Here is an 18,878-nt window from a genome sequence, read left to right as displayed (position 1 = left end):
AAGAAGTGTTAATCCATAAAAAAGTGCATCTCCGATTGTTAGACTGTGTCTAATAAACGGAGATGCACTTTTTTATTTACCTTATTGAACTAAGGCATCTGTTAGCTTAATAGCAAAGGATTAAAATCCACTATTTCTCCCAAAGTTCAATCAATCGACCTTCAGGATCTTTAATCCAAATAAACTTTCCAAATTCACTAATCTCTTCTTTCTTTTCAAGAGGTACACCAATATGTTCAAGATGCTGAATAGTCTCGTTTAGATTATGTACTTGGAAATTCAGCATTACTTGTTGTTCTGTTGGAAAATAACTGTCATTCTCAGTAAAGAAAGAAAAGATAGTCTCTGTTCCTAATTCGGGTTTAATCACAGTCCCATTCCAATTTTCTATTTCAATCTTCAACACTTCACTGTACCATTTTTTTATAACATCAAGATTTTTAGTTCTCCAAAATATTCCTCCGAAACCTTTTATCATTGTATTTAACTCCTGTCTGTCTTTTAATTTTTAATGTGACTATGTATTCAATATATCAAAACAAAAGAGTAATAGTAAGTGGGAAATAGGGGGCCTGGAAAAATGAATAAAGCAATGATAAAAGACCGCACATGAAGTAAAAGCAATGTGCGGTCTTTTAAATATCGTACAGTATTACGAAGTTTCGCTAATTTTAGTCTCTGTATGAGTGTTAGTAGCAATTCTTTTCTTTACCTTAAAGTGATAGTAGATGTAGCAAAAGATGATAAATGGTACAGTGCAATAGATTCCTAGTCTTTGACTTGGGATAAAGATAAGACTTATTAATATAATGCCATACAATCCAAAACCAAGAATTGGTACAAGAGGATAAAGTGGAGTTTTAAATTTTAAGTCTTCTAATTTTCCACCGTCGGCTAAATAATGTTTACGGAAAAAGAATTGAGAAACACAAATTGACATCCAAACAATAATTGTAATGACTCCAGAAATTGAAATGAGCCATAAGTAAACAGTTTCAGCAGCTACAACGCTTGTCAAAAGAGAAAAAGCAGAAATAGCTATCGTTAAGATTAAAGCGTTTAGAGGTATCCCTCGTGATGATAATTTCTTTAAAAAGGCTGGAGCCATATCATTTTTTGATAATGACCAAAGCATTCGAGTTGCAGCGTACAGTCCTGAGTTTGCGACAGAAAGAACAGCAGTAAGAATAACAAAGTTCATAATATCAGCTGCATATGGAATACCGATATTATCAAATACAGCAACAAACGGACTCTTAGTTAATCCTGCCTCTTCCCAAGGAATTAAGGCCACAAGAATAAAGATTGCTAAAACGAAGAAAAACATCGTGCGCCATATTATATTTCTAATAGAACGAGGTAAAGTCTTTGCTGGATCTTCACTTTCACCTGCTGCGATTCCAACAAGTTCTGTACCTTGGAAGGAATAATTGACTGTAACCATTGTTAATAAGATAGCGGCAAGTCCATTTGGGAATAAACCACCATGATTTACGAAATTTGAAAGAAGCGGAGCGGGTTCGTTTCCTTTTAAATCAATAAAGCCGAACATAGCGGCGCCGCCAAGAATAATGAAAGCAATAATGGCAGATACTTTTATACTTGAAAACCAAAATTCTGTTTCTGCATAACTACGAGCGGATAATGCGTTAATAGTAAATATTGTAACACCAAATATTAAACACCAAACCCAGACAGGGATATCAGGAAACCAGCGCTGCATTGTAATACCAGCAGTGGTAAATTCAAGACCAGTCGTATTCGCCCAGCTTAGCCAATACAACCAGCCGATTGTAAACCCAGTTGCAGGGTTAATGAATTTGGTAGCATATTCCTGGAAAGATCCTGAAACAGGCATTGCTACAGCAAGCTCACCAAGACATAACATAACAAGATACATTAATAATCCACCGGCCATAAAGGCAAGTACGGATCCACCAGGTCCAGCTTGACTAATAATAAAGCCAGATCCGTTAAATAACCCCGTTCCAATCACACCACCGAGTGCAATCATGAATAAATGTCTACCTTTCATCGTGCGCTTTAATTCATTGTTTGTATTGTTTACTTGCGTCATTGTTTTCCTCACTTTCATAATTGGTAGTATGAAAATTGATGTTTTTCCGTATTATGGAATGTATTCCGTGATGTGAAATCTTGTTCTAATTTTCAGATAATTAAAAAGAAAAGTCAATATTTTTTTGTTTGCGTTTTCATTTTTTTGATAGTGTTATATCTCTATTTTTAGAAAATTAAATAAATTAATTGATTTCAGTTTAAATTTTTGTTAAATTGATAGGTAATTAGGCTAAACATACTACAAGTAAAGTTGAGGCGAGTTATGGTACAGTCCATTGATCGAGCGATAGGTATTATTAAGTTGTTGAATTCTACAAATGAAAAAGAGTATTGGGCTATTTCTGATATAGCTGATAGAACACATCTCCCGGTTAGTACAGTACATAGGTTACTGAACTCTCTAATGGAGCATGGATTAGTTACGCAAATTTCAGAGACAAAACAGTACAAGATTGGACCAATGTGGATGGAAATAGGATTACGTCAATTGGAGAAGGTAGACTACAGATCTGTTGCAAGAGAAGTGATGAAGCGTTTGGCCTCTGAAGTTGAAGAGAGTGTTTATTTGAACATTCCAAATGGAACACATTCTATTATCATTGAAAGAATTGATAGCCCTTTAAAAATTCGAGTTATCGATAACTTAGGGGAGCAGATTCCACTTTCGATTGGCGCCGCAAATAAAACGATGCTTGCCAATATGAACACGAATGAAATGGAACACATTGTAGAACATTTACTTTCTTCTTTACCAGAACAAAAGCAAATTCTTTTCGATCAAATAAAGCAGATAAGAAACGAAGGATATGCTGTGAGTTATGGTGAAAAAACAGAAGGGACAGCTTCAGTAGCAGCACCTATTATAGGATTTAATCATAAAGTAGTAGGAGCATTAAGTATCGGATTGATTAGTCATCGCATTAATGATGATCGACTATCTTTTCTTATTAGTAAGGTAAAACAAGCTGCTCATGAAATATCAATAAAAATCGGCAGAACATCAGAAGTATAATTTTGATAACTGTCGTCATTTTTTATTCATATATTGGAATTGATTTTCATAATGCGGAAAAATAGGGGGATTTATATGTCAAAGTGGCAATCTAAAGAACAATTGGTGCAATTATTAAGCAATCTTGTTGAAATTCCTAGTATTACAGGTTCAGAAGCTGAAGTTATATTGCCAGACTTTGTTGTAGAACAATTATCTGACTTACAGTATTTCAAACAAAATCCACATCATTTGCAAAAAAATCCGACGGGGGATGGACGATATTTTGTTACAGCCCTAGTAAAGAAAAGCGATAGTACGAAAAATACCGTAATTCTTGTTAGCCACTTTGATGTTGTAGATGTACAAGATTATGGAGTGTGGAAAGAAGATGCATTTAACCCTAAAAAATTAACATCAATGTTTTATTCTCATAAAGATGAGCTACCAGATCATGTACGTGAAGATATAGAGCAAGGAGATTGGCTCTTTGGTAGAGGAACGATGGATATGAAATGTGGTCTAGCTTTACAAATGGCGATGGTTGAGCAAGCTTGTGAAGGAAGATTTGATGGGAATGTTCTTTTATTGGCTGTTCCAGATGAAGAAGTGAACTCTGTAGGGATGAGAGCTGCAGTTCCGAGATTATTAGATTTAGCAAAAGAACATGACTTAGAGTATAAAACGGTCTTAAATTCAGAGCCTATGTTTTCAAGACATCCTGGTGACCAAAATAAGTATATTTATACTGGTTCTATTGGTAAGGTGTTACCTGGTTTCCTTTGCTATGGAAAAGAGACACATGTAGGCGAACCTTTTGCAGGATTAAATGGGAGTTATATGGCTGCATTATTAACAGCAGAATTAGAGTTGAATACTGACCTTTGTGATATTGTAGATGGTGAAGCGAGTCCACCACCAACTAACTTGCTTCAAAGAGATTTAAAGGAGGATTATTCTGTACAAATTCCTCATCGTGCTGTTACATTATTTAATTTGTTTTTACTAGAAAAAACGATGACAGATGTAGTTTCGTTGTTACGTCAAAAGGTAACGAAAGTAGCAGAGAAAATTGAAGAATCGTATGAGGAGCGAGCGTATCATTTTTCTAAGCATAATCCGTTCATACCGCCTAATCTTAAAGTAAATGTATTAACGTATGAAGAGCTTATTGCATATGCAATTGAACAACATGGGCAAGGAAAAATAGATGAAATTCAATCCGATATTATAAAAAATAGAGAAGATAAAGATGATCGTGCGGTAACTATTGATTTAGTAGACAAATTATCTATCTTATGTAAAGAAAAGGCTCCGATGATTGTACTTTTCTTTGCGCCGCCATACTATCCAGCTGTGAGTTCACGCAACAATCCTTTCATTAAAGAGGTAGTTGTAGAAATGGAAAAGTATGCCTACTATAATCATAGTATTACATTTGAAAATCAAAATTATTTTGGAGGAATTTCAGATTTGAGCTATGTGGGCTTACAAAACCCATTGGATTCAATGAGTTCCCTTGTAGACAATATGCCATTATGGGATAAAGGTTATTCGATTCCACTTCAGGAATTAGAAGAGTTTGACGTTCCAGTATTAAATATGGGGCCAGTAGGAAAAGATGCACATCAATGGACGGAGCGTCTGGACGTAAATTACGCATTTGAAACGCTATTAGATATGTTACCTATATGTATTGAAAAATTACTTGTTTCTAATAAAGTTACACAGTCATAGTTTCTGTGTAAGGGTGATAGAAAAAAGACCGTAATAATACGGTCTTTTTTTGCTGAATGAATAGTGTGAAGCCTTAGTTTTATGAGAATGTGACGGTACCTCATTTATTAATGTTACTTGATAAGTAGAGAAAGGGGAGAAAATTGTGATGTAAGAATTTTCTTGTCCTCTTTTTTATATTAATTATTGAACATAAAAAGCTTTAGGGCTTTGCAGAACTTTTTCTACCTCTTTTTGTGTGAGAATAGGATTAGGAATTGCTGGTACTATCGGAAGCATTAGATCATTTTCTTCGTTACTATGACCTGTAGGATCATTTTGACAACAAGGTGCTGTGCTTTCTATATTGTTCCTTACTATTCTAGCAAATAGTGCATGTCCGATTTCATGAGCAAGTAACAAATGATCTGCTTCATCAGTGACAACAATATTAGCTTGGGAATCGGTTATTTCACCATTCTGAACAATCAGTACACATAAAGTGCACCCAGTGCTTTCTCCATCTGCTAATCTATTTCCTTAGGCAAAAAATAAGCCAATCCATTCGTTAACTCCTTGAGTATATGGGAGTGAATTTTTAAAAGTTTCTGGTTTAAAACAGTCAATTTTATCTGCGAAATATTCTTCATTGAACAACTTGTATAAGTTGTATATTATTAATAAATGTAGCTTGTACACTTTTTGTAACGGTATTTGCTGAGTTTTTGTATAATATAATCATGTGAAGTTAACATATTGTATCAATAGTATATATTTGCGTAGAATATCCATTTTAAGGTTTTTGAAGTACCCCCCCTAAATGAAAATTTAATTTCTCTAAAGTTAGTTACTTAGTGAAGTTTGCTCATTTTTTTCGTATTAGGGAAGGATGTACTTTTTAACTTGATGGGTATGGGGTAGTACACCTTTTAGCAAAACCGGAGTGGAAATGATGAGTATAAATAGTTTTGTGAGATTGATAAAGGACGAATTATTAAAAGAGGTAAGCATAAGAAGCGAGGATGAATTCGAACCTGTAGTAGTTAAAGATATTCCTAGACTTTGGAAGTGTTTAGGGACAGGTAATTATGCCGCAGTATTTATGCACAAAAAATACAAAGATTGGGTAGTGAAAGTTTACGCGCGAGAAGGAGAAGGAATTGAAAAAGAGTCAGAAGTATACCGAAGAATCGGAAATCATCCTTCTTATTCAAAGCTTATATATAAAGGAGAAAATTTCATAGTATTGAAACGTTTAAAAGAAATTACCTTATATGATGCTATCCATAAGGGGATTAAAATTCCTAAGCAGGTAATCCTTGATATCAATGAGGCTATAGAGTATGCAAGGGAGCAAGGATTAACTCCTTGTGATGTTCACGGGAAAAATGTGATGATGGAAAACGGAAGGGGATATGTAGTCGATGTATCTGATTTCTTAAAAACAAAAGAAGATAGTAAGTGGGGAGACTTAGAAAAGGCGTATTTTACATTTTACTTGCCTTTTATTTATAGATTGCCTTTCCCTGTTAAAATACCATATTTCATGTTAAACATTGTTAGACGTTCATATAGAAAATATAAGAAGCTTAAAAAGAAATTCAAATTGTAAAAGGCCCACATACGTATCTTTAGGTTAGATAAGTGAACCACTAGTAAACAAAAGGACCGTACATTTTAGATATGTCTAATATGTACGGTCCTAATTTTATCATTTCATGAAGCAATTTATTTATAAAATGATTGTAACATTTGTATATAATACTGATATTATTATGAGAAGTAAATCTTCTTGTTTTAATAGAAAATACCCATTTCAGTACATTACATTTTAAACATATTGATGTACTATAGTTCTAAACAAATCACAATAACGGATTAGAAGGGGATAAACTATGTACACAGACTCAATTGAGTATTAAAATTTTAACCTAATTTACCTTTGCAAAGATGCAGGTATCAATTAGTTTTTTACCGTCAGCTGAAAGATCTTCATTACGTAATATCCCCTCAAGCTCAAAACCTAGTTTTTCAGGGATCGCACGACTTTTCGTGTTAGTAGATTCACATCTTATTTCAATCCTTCTAAATTTAAGTAACTGAAATCCAAGGTTTGTTAACTCACTTACTACCTCTGTCATATATCCATTGCCACTAAATTGCGTGTTAATCCAGTATCCGATTTCACATTTAGAAATCTTCCAATTAATTCGGTGAAGGCTAGCAGTTCCAATAAAATCATTAGTATCCTTATGATAGATAAGATAGCGAAAGCTTTCTCTTTTTAAAAAATCTATATGGGCATTTCTCAGGATAATTTCCGTTTCTTCAACAGTGGGGATTGACTGGAATAAAAGCAACCATTGCTTTAACTCACTAATTGAATCCTTAATAGCTTGGTGTACGACATTCCCGTCACCAGCTTGAAGTGGTGATCGAAGAATTAGTCTGTCTGTTTCTATTTGTAACGGAACATCTAATAAAATAGGATGCATATCATTTCTCCTCTCGAAAACTTTAAATTATGACAGAATGAAACTTATATAATAAAAAAACTTTCACCCAAAAGAAATAATTCTTGAGGACGAGAGTTGCAATTTCGTGGTACGTTACTATAATAAATAAATTAAAAAATACCCTATCTCACTAACAAGAAATCCTGTCACAGCATCACTATAAGTTATTATAGAACCGTGCGAAGCTCCTAGTCTTTCTTCATTAAGAACTTGATATACAGCAATACAGTAAAACTTATCTCCCATAAAGGGACATCCCAAAAATTAGTAAACAATAAATATATATTCAATTCATCACTTAGAAATCCCTTTTCACATATTGAAAACTAAACTGCCAGTTGGTACGAAAAAATGGCTACCGAAGCAGCCTTAGGTTATTCAACTCATGCATGCGTTAGTTGAATAAGGAATTATTATTTTTCATCTATTATCTTCCAATTTTTGTCTTTTGCATAATGGGGTAGCGTCACATCGCTATCAAGCTAACAAAATAAAATCCCCCTAAAATGAATAAATACGCTATTCTTTCTGTAGAATCATAGGAAAGGATGGCGTGTTTTCATTTTGAGCAAGATTTTGCTTTTCCAGCCTGAGAGAAATGTGGTGGGAACATATACAGAATGAATTTAAAATATAATGGGGAGGGAATTTATGAATATAATAAAAGATTGTAATTTTTATCTGGTTAAAGTTATCTCAAATGAAGAAATAGGACCCAATCATGAGTCCTATTTCTTCATTTGCAGGTATTGGTGGTTATATACTATGATTCTGTTTCTCTGTATTTATCAATAAACTTTTAGACATAACAGTTCTGCAATGTCCCCTTATCCTTAAAAACCTTCAATTAATCCTTTTTTAATCCCTTTTACGACTGCTCCAACTCTTGAATCTACACCCAGTTTTCTAATAATTGAAGAAATGTGATATTCTACAGTTCTTTTACTGATTGAAAGGTCCGTACTAATCTCATAATTTGTTTTATCTTTTGAGATTAAGAGTAATATTCTTTGTTCAGCAGAAGTTAGTGCTTCAATATTATTTCCTATAATCTGATTCTTAGAAAATAGTATATATCCCATGTGACTTTGACGAATTGCGTTAGCTAGGTCAAATGCTGATCTTTCTTTCGTAATGTATGCACTTGCTCCAGCTTCAAAGGCCGCATTATAATATTCTTCATGATCATATCCTGATAGAATTACAACCTTTACATCCGGAAATTTTGACAATAAATCTTTTGTAAGTTCAATACCATTATACTGCTTCATCCTGATGTCTGTAACAATTACATCAGGACGGGTATCTTCCACAGTTTTAATTAATATGGAAGGATCGTGAACGGTATTAATCACCTCAATATCTTCCTCAGATTCTAGTAGTCTTTGGATGCCTAGCATAACCAACAAATGGTCATCCACTAGTAGTGTATGTATACTCATTATTTTCCTCCCAATTTACTGGTATGGTAAATGTGACTAATGTTCCATGTTCTTTTTCAGAAGATATCCTCAAATTTCCGTTCAACTCGGAAATTTGACGCTGGATGGTCATTAGACCAAGGTGGTTGCTTGTACTAAATTCAGAAAAACTGTTCGGAACACAAAAGCCTATGCCGTCATCTTCTACAGTACAAACATAGCAGCCTCTTTCTTCTATGATATGTATTTGAACATTATTCCCCTTGGAATGCTTTATAGCATTATTCAGTAGCTCTTTTATAATACGATAAATCTGTATTTCGATATTTTTCGAGAGAATTTTTAATTTGCAATTAAATTGTATATGAATGAGAATGCGATAATTTAATTCGAACTCGCGTTTTAGTGTGTGTAAACTCGCTTCTAAACCTAAATCTTCTACGATAATAGGGTGAAGATTATGACACATTTTTCTAATACTATAGATAATATCTTCAAGTTGCTCATCCATTGAATTTAATATGTCTATAGAAAAGTTTCTTTTGGTCTGAAGCATTCTTATTTCGTTTAATTGCAAAATAAGAATTTGAAGAATTTCATCATGTAAGAAAATCGAAAGCCTTTTCCTTTCACTCTCTAGAGATTGAATAATCTGATAATTAAATTGTTTCCAGTTTTGAGCTTTTACCTTTGCTTTTCGAATTTCTTTTTTATTACTATTGAGAGTATTAACACTTAATAGTAAATTTGCCGAGTTTATTACAACCTCTTCAAGTTCATTAATTTCTTGAGGTTTAAATAATGTATAATCATTTTTTTCACCAATAATAATAGCTCCCTGCATGCCTTGGTAAATGAGTATTGGAAAACAAATTAAGTGGTATTTTTCAAACTGAATATGAATTGGAGTAGTACCTTCCTTTAGTAAGTAATTCTGTTCAAGTTGATTCAATTGGTTAAACAGCTCAAATTTATCCATATCCTGAAAAATACCTGTCTCATATAATGAATGATAAATACTATTTGAGTTCCATATTACGGAAACGCCGTTAATGTTAAACATCTGGTTAATAAGCTGTCCGACTAATTTCGCAAGCTCTTTAGCATGTTTTTCCTTCGAGAGTGTTTGAAAAAGCTCAATCTTATGTAAACCTGATTGTGCATCCTTTTTTATGTTTAAATACCTAAATAATGAGAGAATAAGTTTATATATATATACAGAGAGTACAACAGATAATACACTTAAGCTGCATAGTATAAATATTTCTTTTTGTGACAAATCTATGAATTGCTCAACTGAAAAATTAAAAAATAAGAAATTGAGCAAGTAAAAGAGTAAGTTTGTTAGCCATTTAGAAATTCTAATCTCAAATTCGATAACTTCTTGCTTTATTAATAAATAAGAAATAGTTAAAGGAAATATAATAATACTAGGTAAACAATATGTAAATGGAATTTTAGATTCCCCAAAAAGTAGACCGGGAATCAGATTAAGTAGAACAATAGGTAAAAAACTAAGAATAATACCAAAAATCAGAATATATAATTGACTTTTCACCTTAAGATTATTTTCTCGTAAATGTAATGAAACAAGAAAAACACAGATGCTAATACTCAGAAATAGGTTAGTAATTAGTAAAACTTTAAATAAAAAGCTAAAATTATTGTTAGACATATATCCAAAACAACAAAAAATTATATAAATAATTGTCAATCCTGTTGAAATTACAAATGATACAAGGTTGAATATTTTTACATATTTTGGTTTGGTAGATACAGGGAAATTAGAGAAAAAACTTATTAAGAGATAAGAAAGCATAAAAATACTACTCACCTCTATAGCTTTAAAAATATTTATATCATAGCTAGATAATAAGGATGTTAAAATAGCTATCCCAAAGACTGATGTTAGAGAAAAGAATTTTTTTGCTACAATAGATTGTCTTTTTTTTAAAAAGCTAATTAATCCTATAGTAAAAAAAATAAGACTAATAACGCTGATCATATAAAAATGACTAATTAATAAAGAGTTAACGCTTTCTTTAAAATTACTAGAGTGAAAATAGTAGTTATTTATTAAAAGTATTAATAAATATAAAATGCTTAAAGGTATACAGAACCAAATATTACGCATAGGAGTGACCTCTGCCCATAACCATCATTTGAAAATAAGTCATTTCGTCTTTAGAAAGAACAAAATGCATTTCTAAGAGTGCAAATGCTTTTCTATAATATAGTTGAGATAGGATACGACAATAGTGTAGTGCTCCAGATTGTTCTATGTAATCCCGGACTAATGCCCGAACTTCAGGTGAAGAAGATATTTGTTTATCCGTTAAATTTTCAAAAAAATTATCCTGTGTTTTGCAACTATATTCATAAGCTTTTAAAAAAGGAAGATAAGCCTTTAAGTCCTGAAGGTCATTTTTATTATCTGTCATGGCATCATTAGCATCATTTCTTAGCTGACCAGCTATCCCTATATAAGATGTGATTTCTTTTAAAAATCTATTTTCAGGATTAATAGTTCGAAAGATAATTTCTGTGAGTAGACCAGATTTCTTTTCAATAAGTTTCATATATTCTTCTTCACTTAAAATTATTTTTTTATCTATTGAAAAACAAAATTGGATATCTTTCCATTCTCCACAACACGAATGTATCAATTGTTGGAGAAGATCTCGTGTTGCAGTATCTTTTGTCTTATAAGTTAAGTATATCAGTCCTTGCATAAGTAAATATTGAGAAACTAACAAAAAACGAGGATATTCGTTTTTAAAATATAATGGATCTAATACGTCTCCATCACACAAATCATCTATTATATCCGCTGATAAAAAGATAAATTCAACCCCCATTGCCTTATCTAATTCTCTTTTTGTTATTGGTTGTCGTTTGGTCAAAAAAGAAAGAGCTAGATATAGCTCTCCCCATGAGAAGCCAGAAGATTCAGGATTTAAAATCTTTCCTTTATGAGAAAGACATTTCTGAATAAGTAGAAGTATTTCAGATTCATCACTTTGATTACGGTAGGAGATATGGTAATCAATATGATTGATTAAACAATCTTTAAACCCACTGATTTCCACCATCAATTTTCACCCGGAAATCCTTTGCATACTCATCTAATACAATTCGCTCTTCAACTGATAGTGTCTCCAATGAAGGACATAATTCATAAGTTTCAAAGGTAAGTTTGTTTTTTTTCATCTCCATTAAAAATTCCCATATTGCTTTATTCATAAAAAAACCCTCTTTCCAAATATTCTGTATTTTAGTTCTATATAAAAAAATACAATAAAAACGGGATATTTTCAATATAGTCCTTAAATTTTTAATACTTAATTTACATATATTTTTTTTATTATGCGTGAATTTACAATATAAACTTGCGGAATATACGGATTCTACTAGGATATTTATCTGATAAATTAGACACATAAGACATAACGTCTTAATAAAAATTTTAGGGGGAAAAGAAAATGATTAACGAAAAAAACCTTTTTGATTTAGATGTTCAAGTAACAACAGCTTCAGGTGATGTAGATCCACAAATTACAAGTATTTCAGCTTGTACGCCTGGCTGTGGAAACACAGGTTCATTCAATAGCTTCTGTTGCTAATTGAATGCCCAAAAAGAGGGAACACAGATGTGTCCCTCTTTTTCTCCTATTATAATATTTGATTAGAACAGAAGGGAAGATTCCAAATGATTACAGAAAAAAGGAAGACTATTCATACATCAAATAAAACCGCATGTAATAATATATTTGAACCTCTACCATTTTTTATGATTAGATCCCCGTTTTTACCATTTAACGCACTATATCAAATTAAGGATCAAGAATTATTGATTGAAAAATTAAGGGAATATGCAGAAATGGATTACATTAAGGAAGCCATTGCCATTGCAAGTCCTTCATTGCTTGAATCTCTTAAATATATACATGGTGATTTAAGTAATAGGAAAACACAACAAGTAATATCTTCTGTATTACGATATATGTTAAGAATGACAACACGCCCAACACCTTTTGGAGCTTTTTCCGGGGTAGCATCCGGAGAGTTTAAAGAAAAATCTTTACTTGAAATGAGCCATTTTGAACAATTTAAGAAAAGAACTCGGCCTGATATGGAATGGTTATTGGGAGTGGTTTCATCACTTGAAAAAAATCCTTGTATTCTCCAATTTTTAATGGTTAGTAAAAATCATGCTACTTATCGTGTCGGAAACCGCCTATATTTACCTTTTTCAACTGAATGTGGACAACTTCGTAAGAAAGATATGGAGAAAAAAGAAAATATTTCAATTACATATAGTGAAGTTGTTAAGAAAGTTTTAGATTTAGCTGAAACACATATTACAGTGAAAGAGCTTCTCCAAAAGTTGAATAATGACTATCCAGGCACAGATATAAAGGTAATGGAAAACTTTATTCTCCAGTTGGTAGAGCAAGAATACCTTATAACTGAGCTAAGACCGCCACTTACATATGACTCCCCATTTGATTATGTGATTGACAAGTTAAAAGTAAGAGTTGGTGAAAATCAAATATGGGAAGATTTATTGAAGGTAAAAGATTTAATACTTGTTTATGATCAATTACAGCTTGGAAAGGGGCTTTCTATATACAACGATCTTATCCTATTAATGAAGGGGATTTATGAAGTTTCAACGCCTCTTCAAGTAGATTTCGCTTTAAATATGCATGATTTAGCTATAGGAAAAAACGTAGCAAATGATGTTAGTAAAGCAGCTCAAGTGTTATGGAGCATAGCCGATAGCGGAGTTGGATTTCCTCATCTCCAAAAATATCATATTGAATTTTTAGAAAAATACGGAACAACTAGGGAGGTTCCATTGGTAGAACTTTTAAGTGAGGAATTAGGGCTTGGAGCACCCGCGACATATAAAAATCCAAAAGGAAATAGGGATGGAGAAAATTTTACGCCGCCTTTAGATGAAGAACGTAATGTCCAATTATCATATATGCTTATTGAAGCTATTCATAATCAGCAAAAAGAAATTGAAATTACTGATGAAATAATTAGCAGAATTGGAATAGAAAAAGATACTCGATACGCTCCAGATTCATTTGAAGTATATGGAGAATTGTATGCTACTTCGCAAAAGGAATTAGACAATGGAAAGTATAATTTATGCCTAAGCCCAAATCCAGGGTCTCATGCAGCAGGAAGCACATTTGGTCGATTTTTAGATATCTTAGATCCAAATGTTAGACGTGAAATTCAGCAACAAGAAGTGGAGATTGACCATCAATTTAATAATGATGTCGTTATGGTAGAGGGAAGTTTTCTTCCGGCAACTGGCCGTTCAGCGAATGTGGCAATTGGAAAAACTACAAGAGAAGTAACTGTAACCCTTGGAACAAATGGAGATGAAGATACTTTGCAAATTCCAATTGATGATATTGTCGTTGGAGCATCATTAGAAAACTTTTATCTGAAATCTAAAAAATTAGGGAAAAGAATTAAGGTGGTAGCTGGTAATGTACTAAATTACCAAAGTGGCCCTAATATTTATCGCTTTATGAGAGAAGTTTCCCTAAATGATTTAGACCACTGGAGAACATTCAATTGGGGTAATATGACATCTTCACCTTATTATCCAAGGATTCGTTACAAAAATATCATTCTGTCTCCTGCAATTTGGAAGTTAAATAGAGAAACTATTGGTATGAAAAATAAACCTAAAAGTGATGATGAATTTTTAATCCTATTTGAAAAATGGAGAGTGAAATGGGCTGTTCCACGCTATGTATTTATGACGTATAGTGACAATAGAATTTTAATTGATCTTGAAAATATTCTTCATCTTCGAGAATTAAAGAATGAACTTTTTAAGCAGGGTAGATTACAGTTGAGGGAATCATTACATGACATCAATAAAAATTGCCTTAGCAGCCCGCTGGGTAGTCATGCAATGGAAGTTGTATTTCCGTTGAAAAAAATGAACGATGTCGCTAAAAGGAAGAGTTTAGGAGCTGTTGAAGACGGAAAAAAAGAGATGGTTAGTGAGAAAATGATTTATCGTTTGCCCGGAAGTGAATGGCTATATGTTAAGCTATATGTTCCACAAGCAAGAGAAAATGAATTTATTTCAAAATATATGACATCATTTGCTAATAATATTGTACAAAATGGTTTGGCTCAATCATGGTTCTTCATGCGATATCGTGATCCAGATGCTCATATTCGTTTGCGATTTTATGGAGATCCCAAGAAGTTGAATGCATCTGTTCTTACTCATTTAAGGGATTGGGCAAATAATTTAATGAACTCTGGATTTATTCACAAAATGACGATTGATACGTATGAACGAGAAGTAGAGCGATATGGTGGTCCGTATCTGATAGAATTGGCCGAGAATTTCTTCCATTACGATAGTAGGTCAGTAACAATGCTTCTTAATGTGATCGGACAACAAGCTGAACTGCCAGTACATGCACTGGCATCCTTAAACATAATTGAGATTATGGAGAATTTTGGTTTAACTTATGAACAACAATTGGAAACTATTGAAAGAAATACAGATAAATATGAATTCATGGATGAATTTAGACCAATGAGAAAATTATTAAGTAACATTGGAAATCCTGAAGGTGATTGGAATAATTTACGTAATTACAATTCATCAATTGGACTAGAGATTTATAAAAGTCTATTAGTTCGGAGAGAATCATTAAAAGAATATGTTTCCAGTATTAAACAATATAAAAATGAAGACAAGCTCTGGAATAAACAGCAAACAATTATGGGAGCAATTATTCATATGCATTGTAATCGACTATTGGGAGCTAATCGGGAACTAGAAAAAAAAGCACTTGCCTTTACGCGGCATATCTTATCAAGCCAGCGATATTGGAGGAATCAGAATGAAACAGATACTCAATCACACACCTGAAGATGAGAAACTATCATTTTCAAATATTTTAAAGTCTTTTCATTATTGGCCTGGTTTATTTAAACTTTTATGGGAAACGCACAGAGGATATTTCTTCTGTGTGCTTACCTTAAATTTTTTAAATGGATTATTACCTGCAGCATTGATTTTGACAATCCAATACCTTGTTAATACAGTACAAAACATCTACCAGAATGGGTACAAGGATGATTATTTTACTCATGTTTTACCGTTTTTTATAGCCTTTGCACTAGTTACAATTTTAACGGGTGTTACAGGATCAGTTTTGGAAACATATAAACAGCTTTACCGAAATCTTCTTTCTAATAAAATCAATGTAAAATTAATAGAAAAAGCAAAAAGATTACCTTATTCCAGTTTCGAGAACCCAGAAATTTACAATAAACTTCAAAGGGCGCGCCAAGATTCCACATATAAACCATTTGCTATTTTTGAAGAACTTATGGGGATTATAAAAAGTGGAATAACTGTGATTTCTATTTCCGGTATCTTAATGATTTGGAACTGGCAGTTTACCCTAATTTTAATTCTATTACCACTAATCTCTTCCTGGTCAATCATGAAAATTGGAAAAGAAATTTTTTTAATTAGTCATAAGCGTGCCGAAGAAACAAGAAAACAATTTTACTACTACTATTTGCTAACGACAGACATCACAGTAAAAGAAGTGAAATTATTTGGATTGGGCAATTTACTTCTAAAAAATTATTCAAATATGTTCAATCGATTTTATCTGCAAGATAGACGTCTGCTTTTAAAAAAGATGAGGATTGACCTATTTTTTCAATTAATCAGCGTGGCTTTTGTAATGTTTGTGCAGTTTATGGTGGTTATGGATGCTGTAACAGGGATTATTGCTATTGGAAGTCTTATCGCTTATTTTCAAGCTGTAAATACTACACAAAAAACATCTAATGAATTAATGTATATGATTTTTAATATGCACCAAAACAATCTTTATATGACTCAACTATTCTCATTTTTGGACGTTCCTGAAGAAAGGGATGTTTCAAATAATGGAGACAATACTTATTTAGATAGCATCTCTTTTGAGGAAAAAGGTATTCGATTTATAAATGTCTCTTTTAAGTATCCTGGTCAAAAAGAGTATACATTAAAAAAAGTGAATTTTCACATAAAACCAGGTGAAACATTGGCTCTTGTCGGATCTAATGGTTCGGGTAAATCTACGATTGTAAAGTTAATTACAAAACTTTATACGGACTTTGAAGGGATTATTCTATTAGATGGAAAACCCATTCATCAATACAGTACAAACGAATGGCAGGATAAGATTAGTGCTATTTTCCAAGACTTTGTTAGATATGAACTAGATGTTAAAGATAATATTGGCTATGGTGACTATAAAAAAGCCGATCAAGTAATGGCTATACAAGCTGCTGCTAAAAAATCTGGAGCATTAAAGATGATTAATAGTTTGCCTAACCAAATGGATACACAACTTGGGAAAACTTTTGCGAACGGAATTCAGTTATCTGGAGGGCAATGGCAAAGAATCGCCATTTCAAGAGCATACATGAGGGATGCGAGCCTATATATTCTAGATGAACCTACTGCCGCATTAGATCCAGAAGCAGAAGAAGAGGTTTTTAGAGATTTTAAAGAAATTACAAAGAATTGTATGGGGCTCTTTATATCCCATCGGTATTCAACTGTAAGGCATGCTACAAAAATTATGGTCCTTGATAAAGGTAGAGTCGTGGAACTAGGTACTCATAATGAACTATTAAAGATAAAAGGAATATACGCAAGACTATTTGAGTTACAAGCTAAAAACTTTATAGATTATTCCAAAATTCAAGTGAATGTTTAATTAGAGAGGAGAAAACTATGCAATTAACTACAGAAAAAAAGTCATTTTGGTTACAGGGAATTAGTATTGAAAAAAGAAATAAAGCATTAAAGTTAGTTCGTGATATAGCAGAGCAATTAAAGGATCCGATGTATGTAGAAAAAATTGTTATGGAGCCTGATAATATACCAAATGGAGGAACACTTCATCCATGGGACCCCATTACTTTATCCCATGGCTATCCAGGTACTATAATGTTATTTGCAGAATTAGATCGACAGTTTCCAAAAGAGGGATGGGATCTTATTGCACATAGTCACTTGGTAGAAATACAAAAGGCAATAGAAAAACAAGGTGTGAATAGTATTTCTATGTTTGGCGGTGTTTCTGGTATTGCGTATGCGACATCATATGCTTCGCGTAACTATGAAAGATATCATATATTTTTGCAAAAGTTAAATGAATTTGTACTTTCGCAGTTACATCTTGTATTGAACTACGGGAAAGAAGAATGTGGTGTTCATCCATTTATGTACGATACTATCCAAGGTGCTACTGGAGTAGGGCGTTATTTGCTGCAAAATATTCAACTTGAATCAAATTTGGAAGCACTCAAACAAATTCTCAATTGTTTTATTAATATGTCTAATGACATTGAGGTGAATGGAGAAGTTCTACCTGGTTGGTACGTACCGTACACCAATCAGTTTTTGGAAACAGATAAGATACTATTTCCGGATGGGAATTTCAATTGCGGCCATGCTCATGGAATGCCTGGCCCACTTTCCTTGATGGCGTTGGCTATCGAACAAGGAATTGAAGTTCCTGGACAAAAGCAAGCGATTCGTAAAATGATAGATTGGCTAATAAAATGGCAAGATGAAGGTTCGTGGCCTGCGAGGCTTAGTTTTAAAGAAGTGGTCAATGACCAATCATACCACGTGTATCCGAAGCGAAAAGGCTGGTGCTATGGAAATCCAGGAGTAGCAAGAGCTCTCTATCTGGCTGGGAGATCCTTGAAGGATCAGAAGGCCATGAAAGTTGCATTAAGTTCTTATCAAGATACACTTTTACAAAGTGAGGAAGAATGGGATTTATCGTCTCCAACATTTTGTCATGGAAGAGCGGGATTATTACAAATGTCTATTAGGATGGCAAAAGATGAAGACGGGGAAATATCGATGCAATCCATTACAAAATTAATAGATTATGTAATGGATGCATATGATCCTCAAGCACCATTTGGCTTTAAAGACTTACAATCCAATGAGCAGACTTCAAACGAGCTAAACAAGGTAGGACTATTGGAAGGTGTAAGTGGTGTACTTTTAACATTATTAAGTCTAAGCGCAATAGAGGAACCATGGTGGGACGGAGTATTTCTAATTTCCTAATC

14 protein-coding genes are annotated in these 18,878 nt (G+C 33.0%); 7 read left to right on the top strand and 7 right to left on the bottom strand.

Annotation, left to right across the window (positions count from 1 at the left end):
- Nucleotides 1-130 precede the first annotated feature (130 nt).
- Nucleotides 131-478 carry a VOC family protein gene (locus BAU23_RS25445; RefSeq protein ID WP_000589586.1) on the bottom strand — a complete coding sequence of 116 codons (348 nt, stop codon included), beginning with the start codon at nt 476-478 and terminating at the stop codon, nt 131-133.
- A gap of 174 nt (nt 479-652) precedes the next feature.
- Nucleotides 653-2,077, bottom strand: coding sequence for an amino acid permease (locus BAU23_RS25440; protein ID WP_071735404.1), 1,425 nt, complete (start codon nt 2,075-2,077; stop codon nt 653-655).
- Nucleotides 2,078-2,341: 264 nt separating this feature from the next.
- On the opposite strand from BAU23_RS25440, the gene BAU23_RS25430 reads away from it, so the two are divergent.
- The 3 genes from BAU23_RS25430 to BAU23_RS25415 all read left to right on the top strand — a co-directional run bounded on the left by BAU23_RS25430 (nt 2,342) and on the right by BAU23_RS25415 (nt 6,398).
- Nucleotides 2,342-3,091, top strand: coding sequence for an IclR family transcriptional regulator (locus tag BAU23_RS25430; protein ID WP_000250741.1), 750 nt, complete (start codon nt 2,342-2,344; stop codon nt 3,089-3,091).
- 75 nt (nt 3,092-3,166) lie between these two features.
- The gene (locus tag BAU23_RS25425) at nt 3,167-4,807 is read left to right on the top strand and encodes a M20/M25/M40 family metallo-hydrolase (RefSeq protein ID WP_000049565.1); all 1,641 of its coding nucleotides are present in this window, start codon (nt 3,167-3,169) and stop codon (nt 4,805-4,807) included.
- Nucleotides 4,808-5,729: 922 nt separating this feature from the next.
- Nucleotides 5,730-6,398, top strand: coding sequence for a protein kinase family protein (locus BAU23_RS25415; RefSeq protein WP_002076388.1), 669 nt, complete (start codon nt 5,730-5,732; stop codon nt 6,396-6,398).
- Between the two features lie 319 nt (nt 6,399-6,717).
- Here BAU23_RS25415 and BAU23_RS25410 read toward each other — a convergent pair whose 3' ends face one another.
- The 5 genes from BAU23_RS25410 to BAU23_RS30345 form a co-directional block, all read right to left on the bottom strand.
- The gene (locus BAU23_RS25410; RefSeq protein ID WP_000553354.1) at nt 6,718-7,281 is read right to left on the bottom strand and encodes a GNAT family N-acetyltransferase; all 564 of its coding nucleotides are present in this window, start codon (nt 7,279-7,281) and stop codon (nt 6,718-6,720) included.
- Between the two features lie 854 nt (nt 7,282-8,135).
- The gene (locus BAU23_RS25405; protein WP_000022202.1) at nt 8,136-8,744 is read right to left on the bottom strand and encodes a response regulator transcription factor; all 609 of its coding nucleotides are present in this window, start codon (nt 8,742-8,744) and stop codon (nt 8,136-8,138) included.
- On the bottom strand, nt 8,716-10,857 hold the full coding sequence (locus tag BAU23_RS25400) for a sensor histidine kinase (protein ID WP_001244598.1): 2,142 nt from the start codon (nt 10,855-10,857) through the stop codon (nt 8,716-8,718). The genes BAU23_RS25405 and BAU23_RS25400 overlap by 29 nt, the downstream gene beginning before the upstream one ends.
- Nucleotides 10,850-11,818 carry a polyprenyl synthetase family protein gene (locus BAU23_RS25395; protein WP_016129906.1) on the bottom strand — a complete coding sequence of 323 codons (969 nt, stop codon included), beginning with the start codon at nt 11,816-11,818 and terminating at the stop codon, nt 10,850-10,852. The genes BAU23_RS25400 and BAU23_RS25395 overlap by 8 nt, the downstream gene beginning before the upstream one ends.
- Nucleotides 11,793-11,966, bottom strand: coding sequence for a hypothetical protein (locus tag BAU23_RS30345; RefSeq protein WP_001030236.1), 174 nt, complete (start codon nt 11,964-11,966; stop codon nt 11,793-11,795). The genes BAU23_RS25395 and BAU23_RS30345 overlap by 26 nt, the downstream gene beginning before the upstream one ends.
- A 239-nt stretch (nt 11,967-12,205) precedes the next feature.
- On the opposite strand from BAU23_RS30345, the gene BAU23_RS25390 reads away from it, so the two are divergent.
- The 4 genes from BAU23_RS25390 to BAU23_RS25375 all read left to right on the top strand — a co-directional run bounded on the left by BAU23_RS25390 (nt 12,206) and on the right by BAU23_RS25375 (nt 18,876).
- Nucleotides 12,206-12,346: a gallidermin/nisin family lantibiotic gene (locus BAU23_RS25390; RefSeq protein ID WP_000606628.1), complete on the top strand. Its 141-nt coding sequence runs from the start codon at nt 12,206-12,208 to the stop codon at nt 12,344-12,346.
- Between the two features lie 86 nt (nt 12,347-12,432).
- Nucleotides 12,433-15,648 (top strand): lantibiotic dehydratase, encoded by a 3,216-nt coding sequence (locus BAU23_RS25385; protein WP_000627255.1) that lies wholly within the window; start codon nt 12,433-12,435, stop codon nt 15,646-15,648.
- On the top strand, nt 15,620-17,503 hold the full coding sequence (locus tag BAU23_RS25380; protein WP_000809627.1) for an ABC transporter ATP-binding protein: 1,884 nt from the start codon (nt 15,620-15,622) through the stop codon (nt 17,501-17,503). Before BAU23_RS25385 ends, BAU23_RS25380 begins: the two co-directional genes overlap by 29 nt.
- A 17-nt stretch (nt 17,504-17,520) precedes the next feature.
- Nucleotides 17,521-18,876: a lanthionine synthetase C family protein gene (locus BAU23_RS25375; protein WP_001177658.1), complete on the top strand. Its 1,356-nt coding sequence runs from the start codon at nt 17,521-17,523 to the stop codon at nt 18,874-18,876.
- The last annotated feature ends 2 nt before the right edge of the window (nt 18,877-18,878 follow it).

This window comes from Bacillus nitratireducens, from assembly GCF_001884135.1.
In the GTDB taxonomy this organism is placed as follows: Bacteria; Bacillota; Bacilli; order Bacillales; family Bacillaceae_G; genus Bacillus_A; species Bacillus_A nitratireducens.
This window is presented reverse-complemented; position numbering and strand designations above follow the sequence as displayed.

Bases quoted from the DNA above. Each gene is read 5' to 3' on its own strand.
- BAU23_RS25375 (WP_001177658.1), top strand. From the start codon at position 17,521: ATGCAATTAACTACAGAAAAAAAGTCATTTTGGTTACAGGGAATTAGT.
- BAU23_RS25430 (WP_000250741.1), top strand. From the start codon at position 2,342: ATGGTACAGTCCATTGATCGAGCGATAGGTATTATTAAGTTGTTGAAT.
- BAU23_RS25400 (WP_001244598.1), bottom strand. From the start codon at position 10,857: ATGCGTAATATTTGGTTCTGTATACCTTTAAGCATTTTATATTTATTA.
- BAU23_RS25385 (WP_000627255.1), top strand. From the start codon at position 12,433: ATGATTACAGAAAAAAGGAAGACTATTCATACATCAAATAAAACCGCA.
- BAU23_RS25445 (WP_000589586.1), bottom strand. From the start codon at position 478: ATGATAAAAGGTTTCGGAGGAATATTTTGGAGAACTAAAAATCTTGAT.
- BAU23_RS25380 (WP_000809627.1), top strand. From the start codon at position 15,620: ATGAAACAGATACTCAATCACACACCTGAAGATGAGAAACTATCATTT.
- BAU23_RS30345 (WP_001030236.1), bottom strand. From the start codon at position 11,966: ATGAATAAAGCAATATGGGAATTTTTAATGGAGATGAAAAAAAACAAA.
- BAU23_RS25405 (WP_000022202.1), bottom strand. From the start codon at position 8,744: ATGAGTATACATACACTACTAGTGGATGACCATTTGTTGGTTATGCTA.
- BAU23_RS25390 (WP_000606628.1), top strand. From the start codon at position 12,206: ATGATTAACGAAAAAAACCTTTTTGATTTAGATGTTCAAGTAACAACA.
- BAU23_RS25410 (WP_000553354.1), bottom strand. From the start codon at position 7,281: ATGCATCCTATTTTATTAGATGTTCCGTTACAAATAGAAACAGACAGA.
- BAU23_RS25425 (WP_000049565.1), top strand. From the start codon at position 3,167: ATGTCAAAGTGGCAATCTAAAGAACAATTGGTGCAATTATTAAGCAAT.
- BAU23_RS25440 (WP_071735404.1), bottom strand. From the start codon at position 2,077: ATGACGCAAGTAAACAATACAAACAATGAATTAAAGCGCACGATGAAA.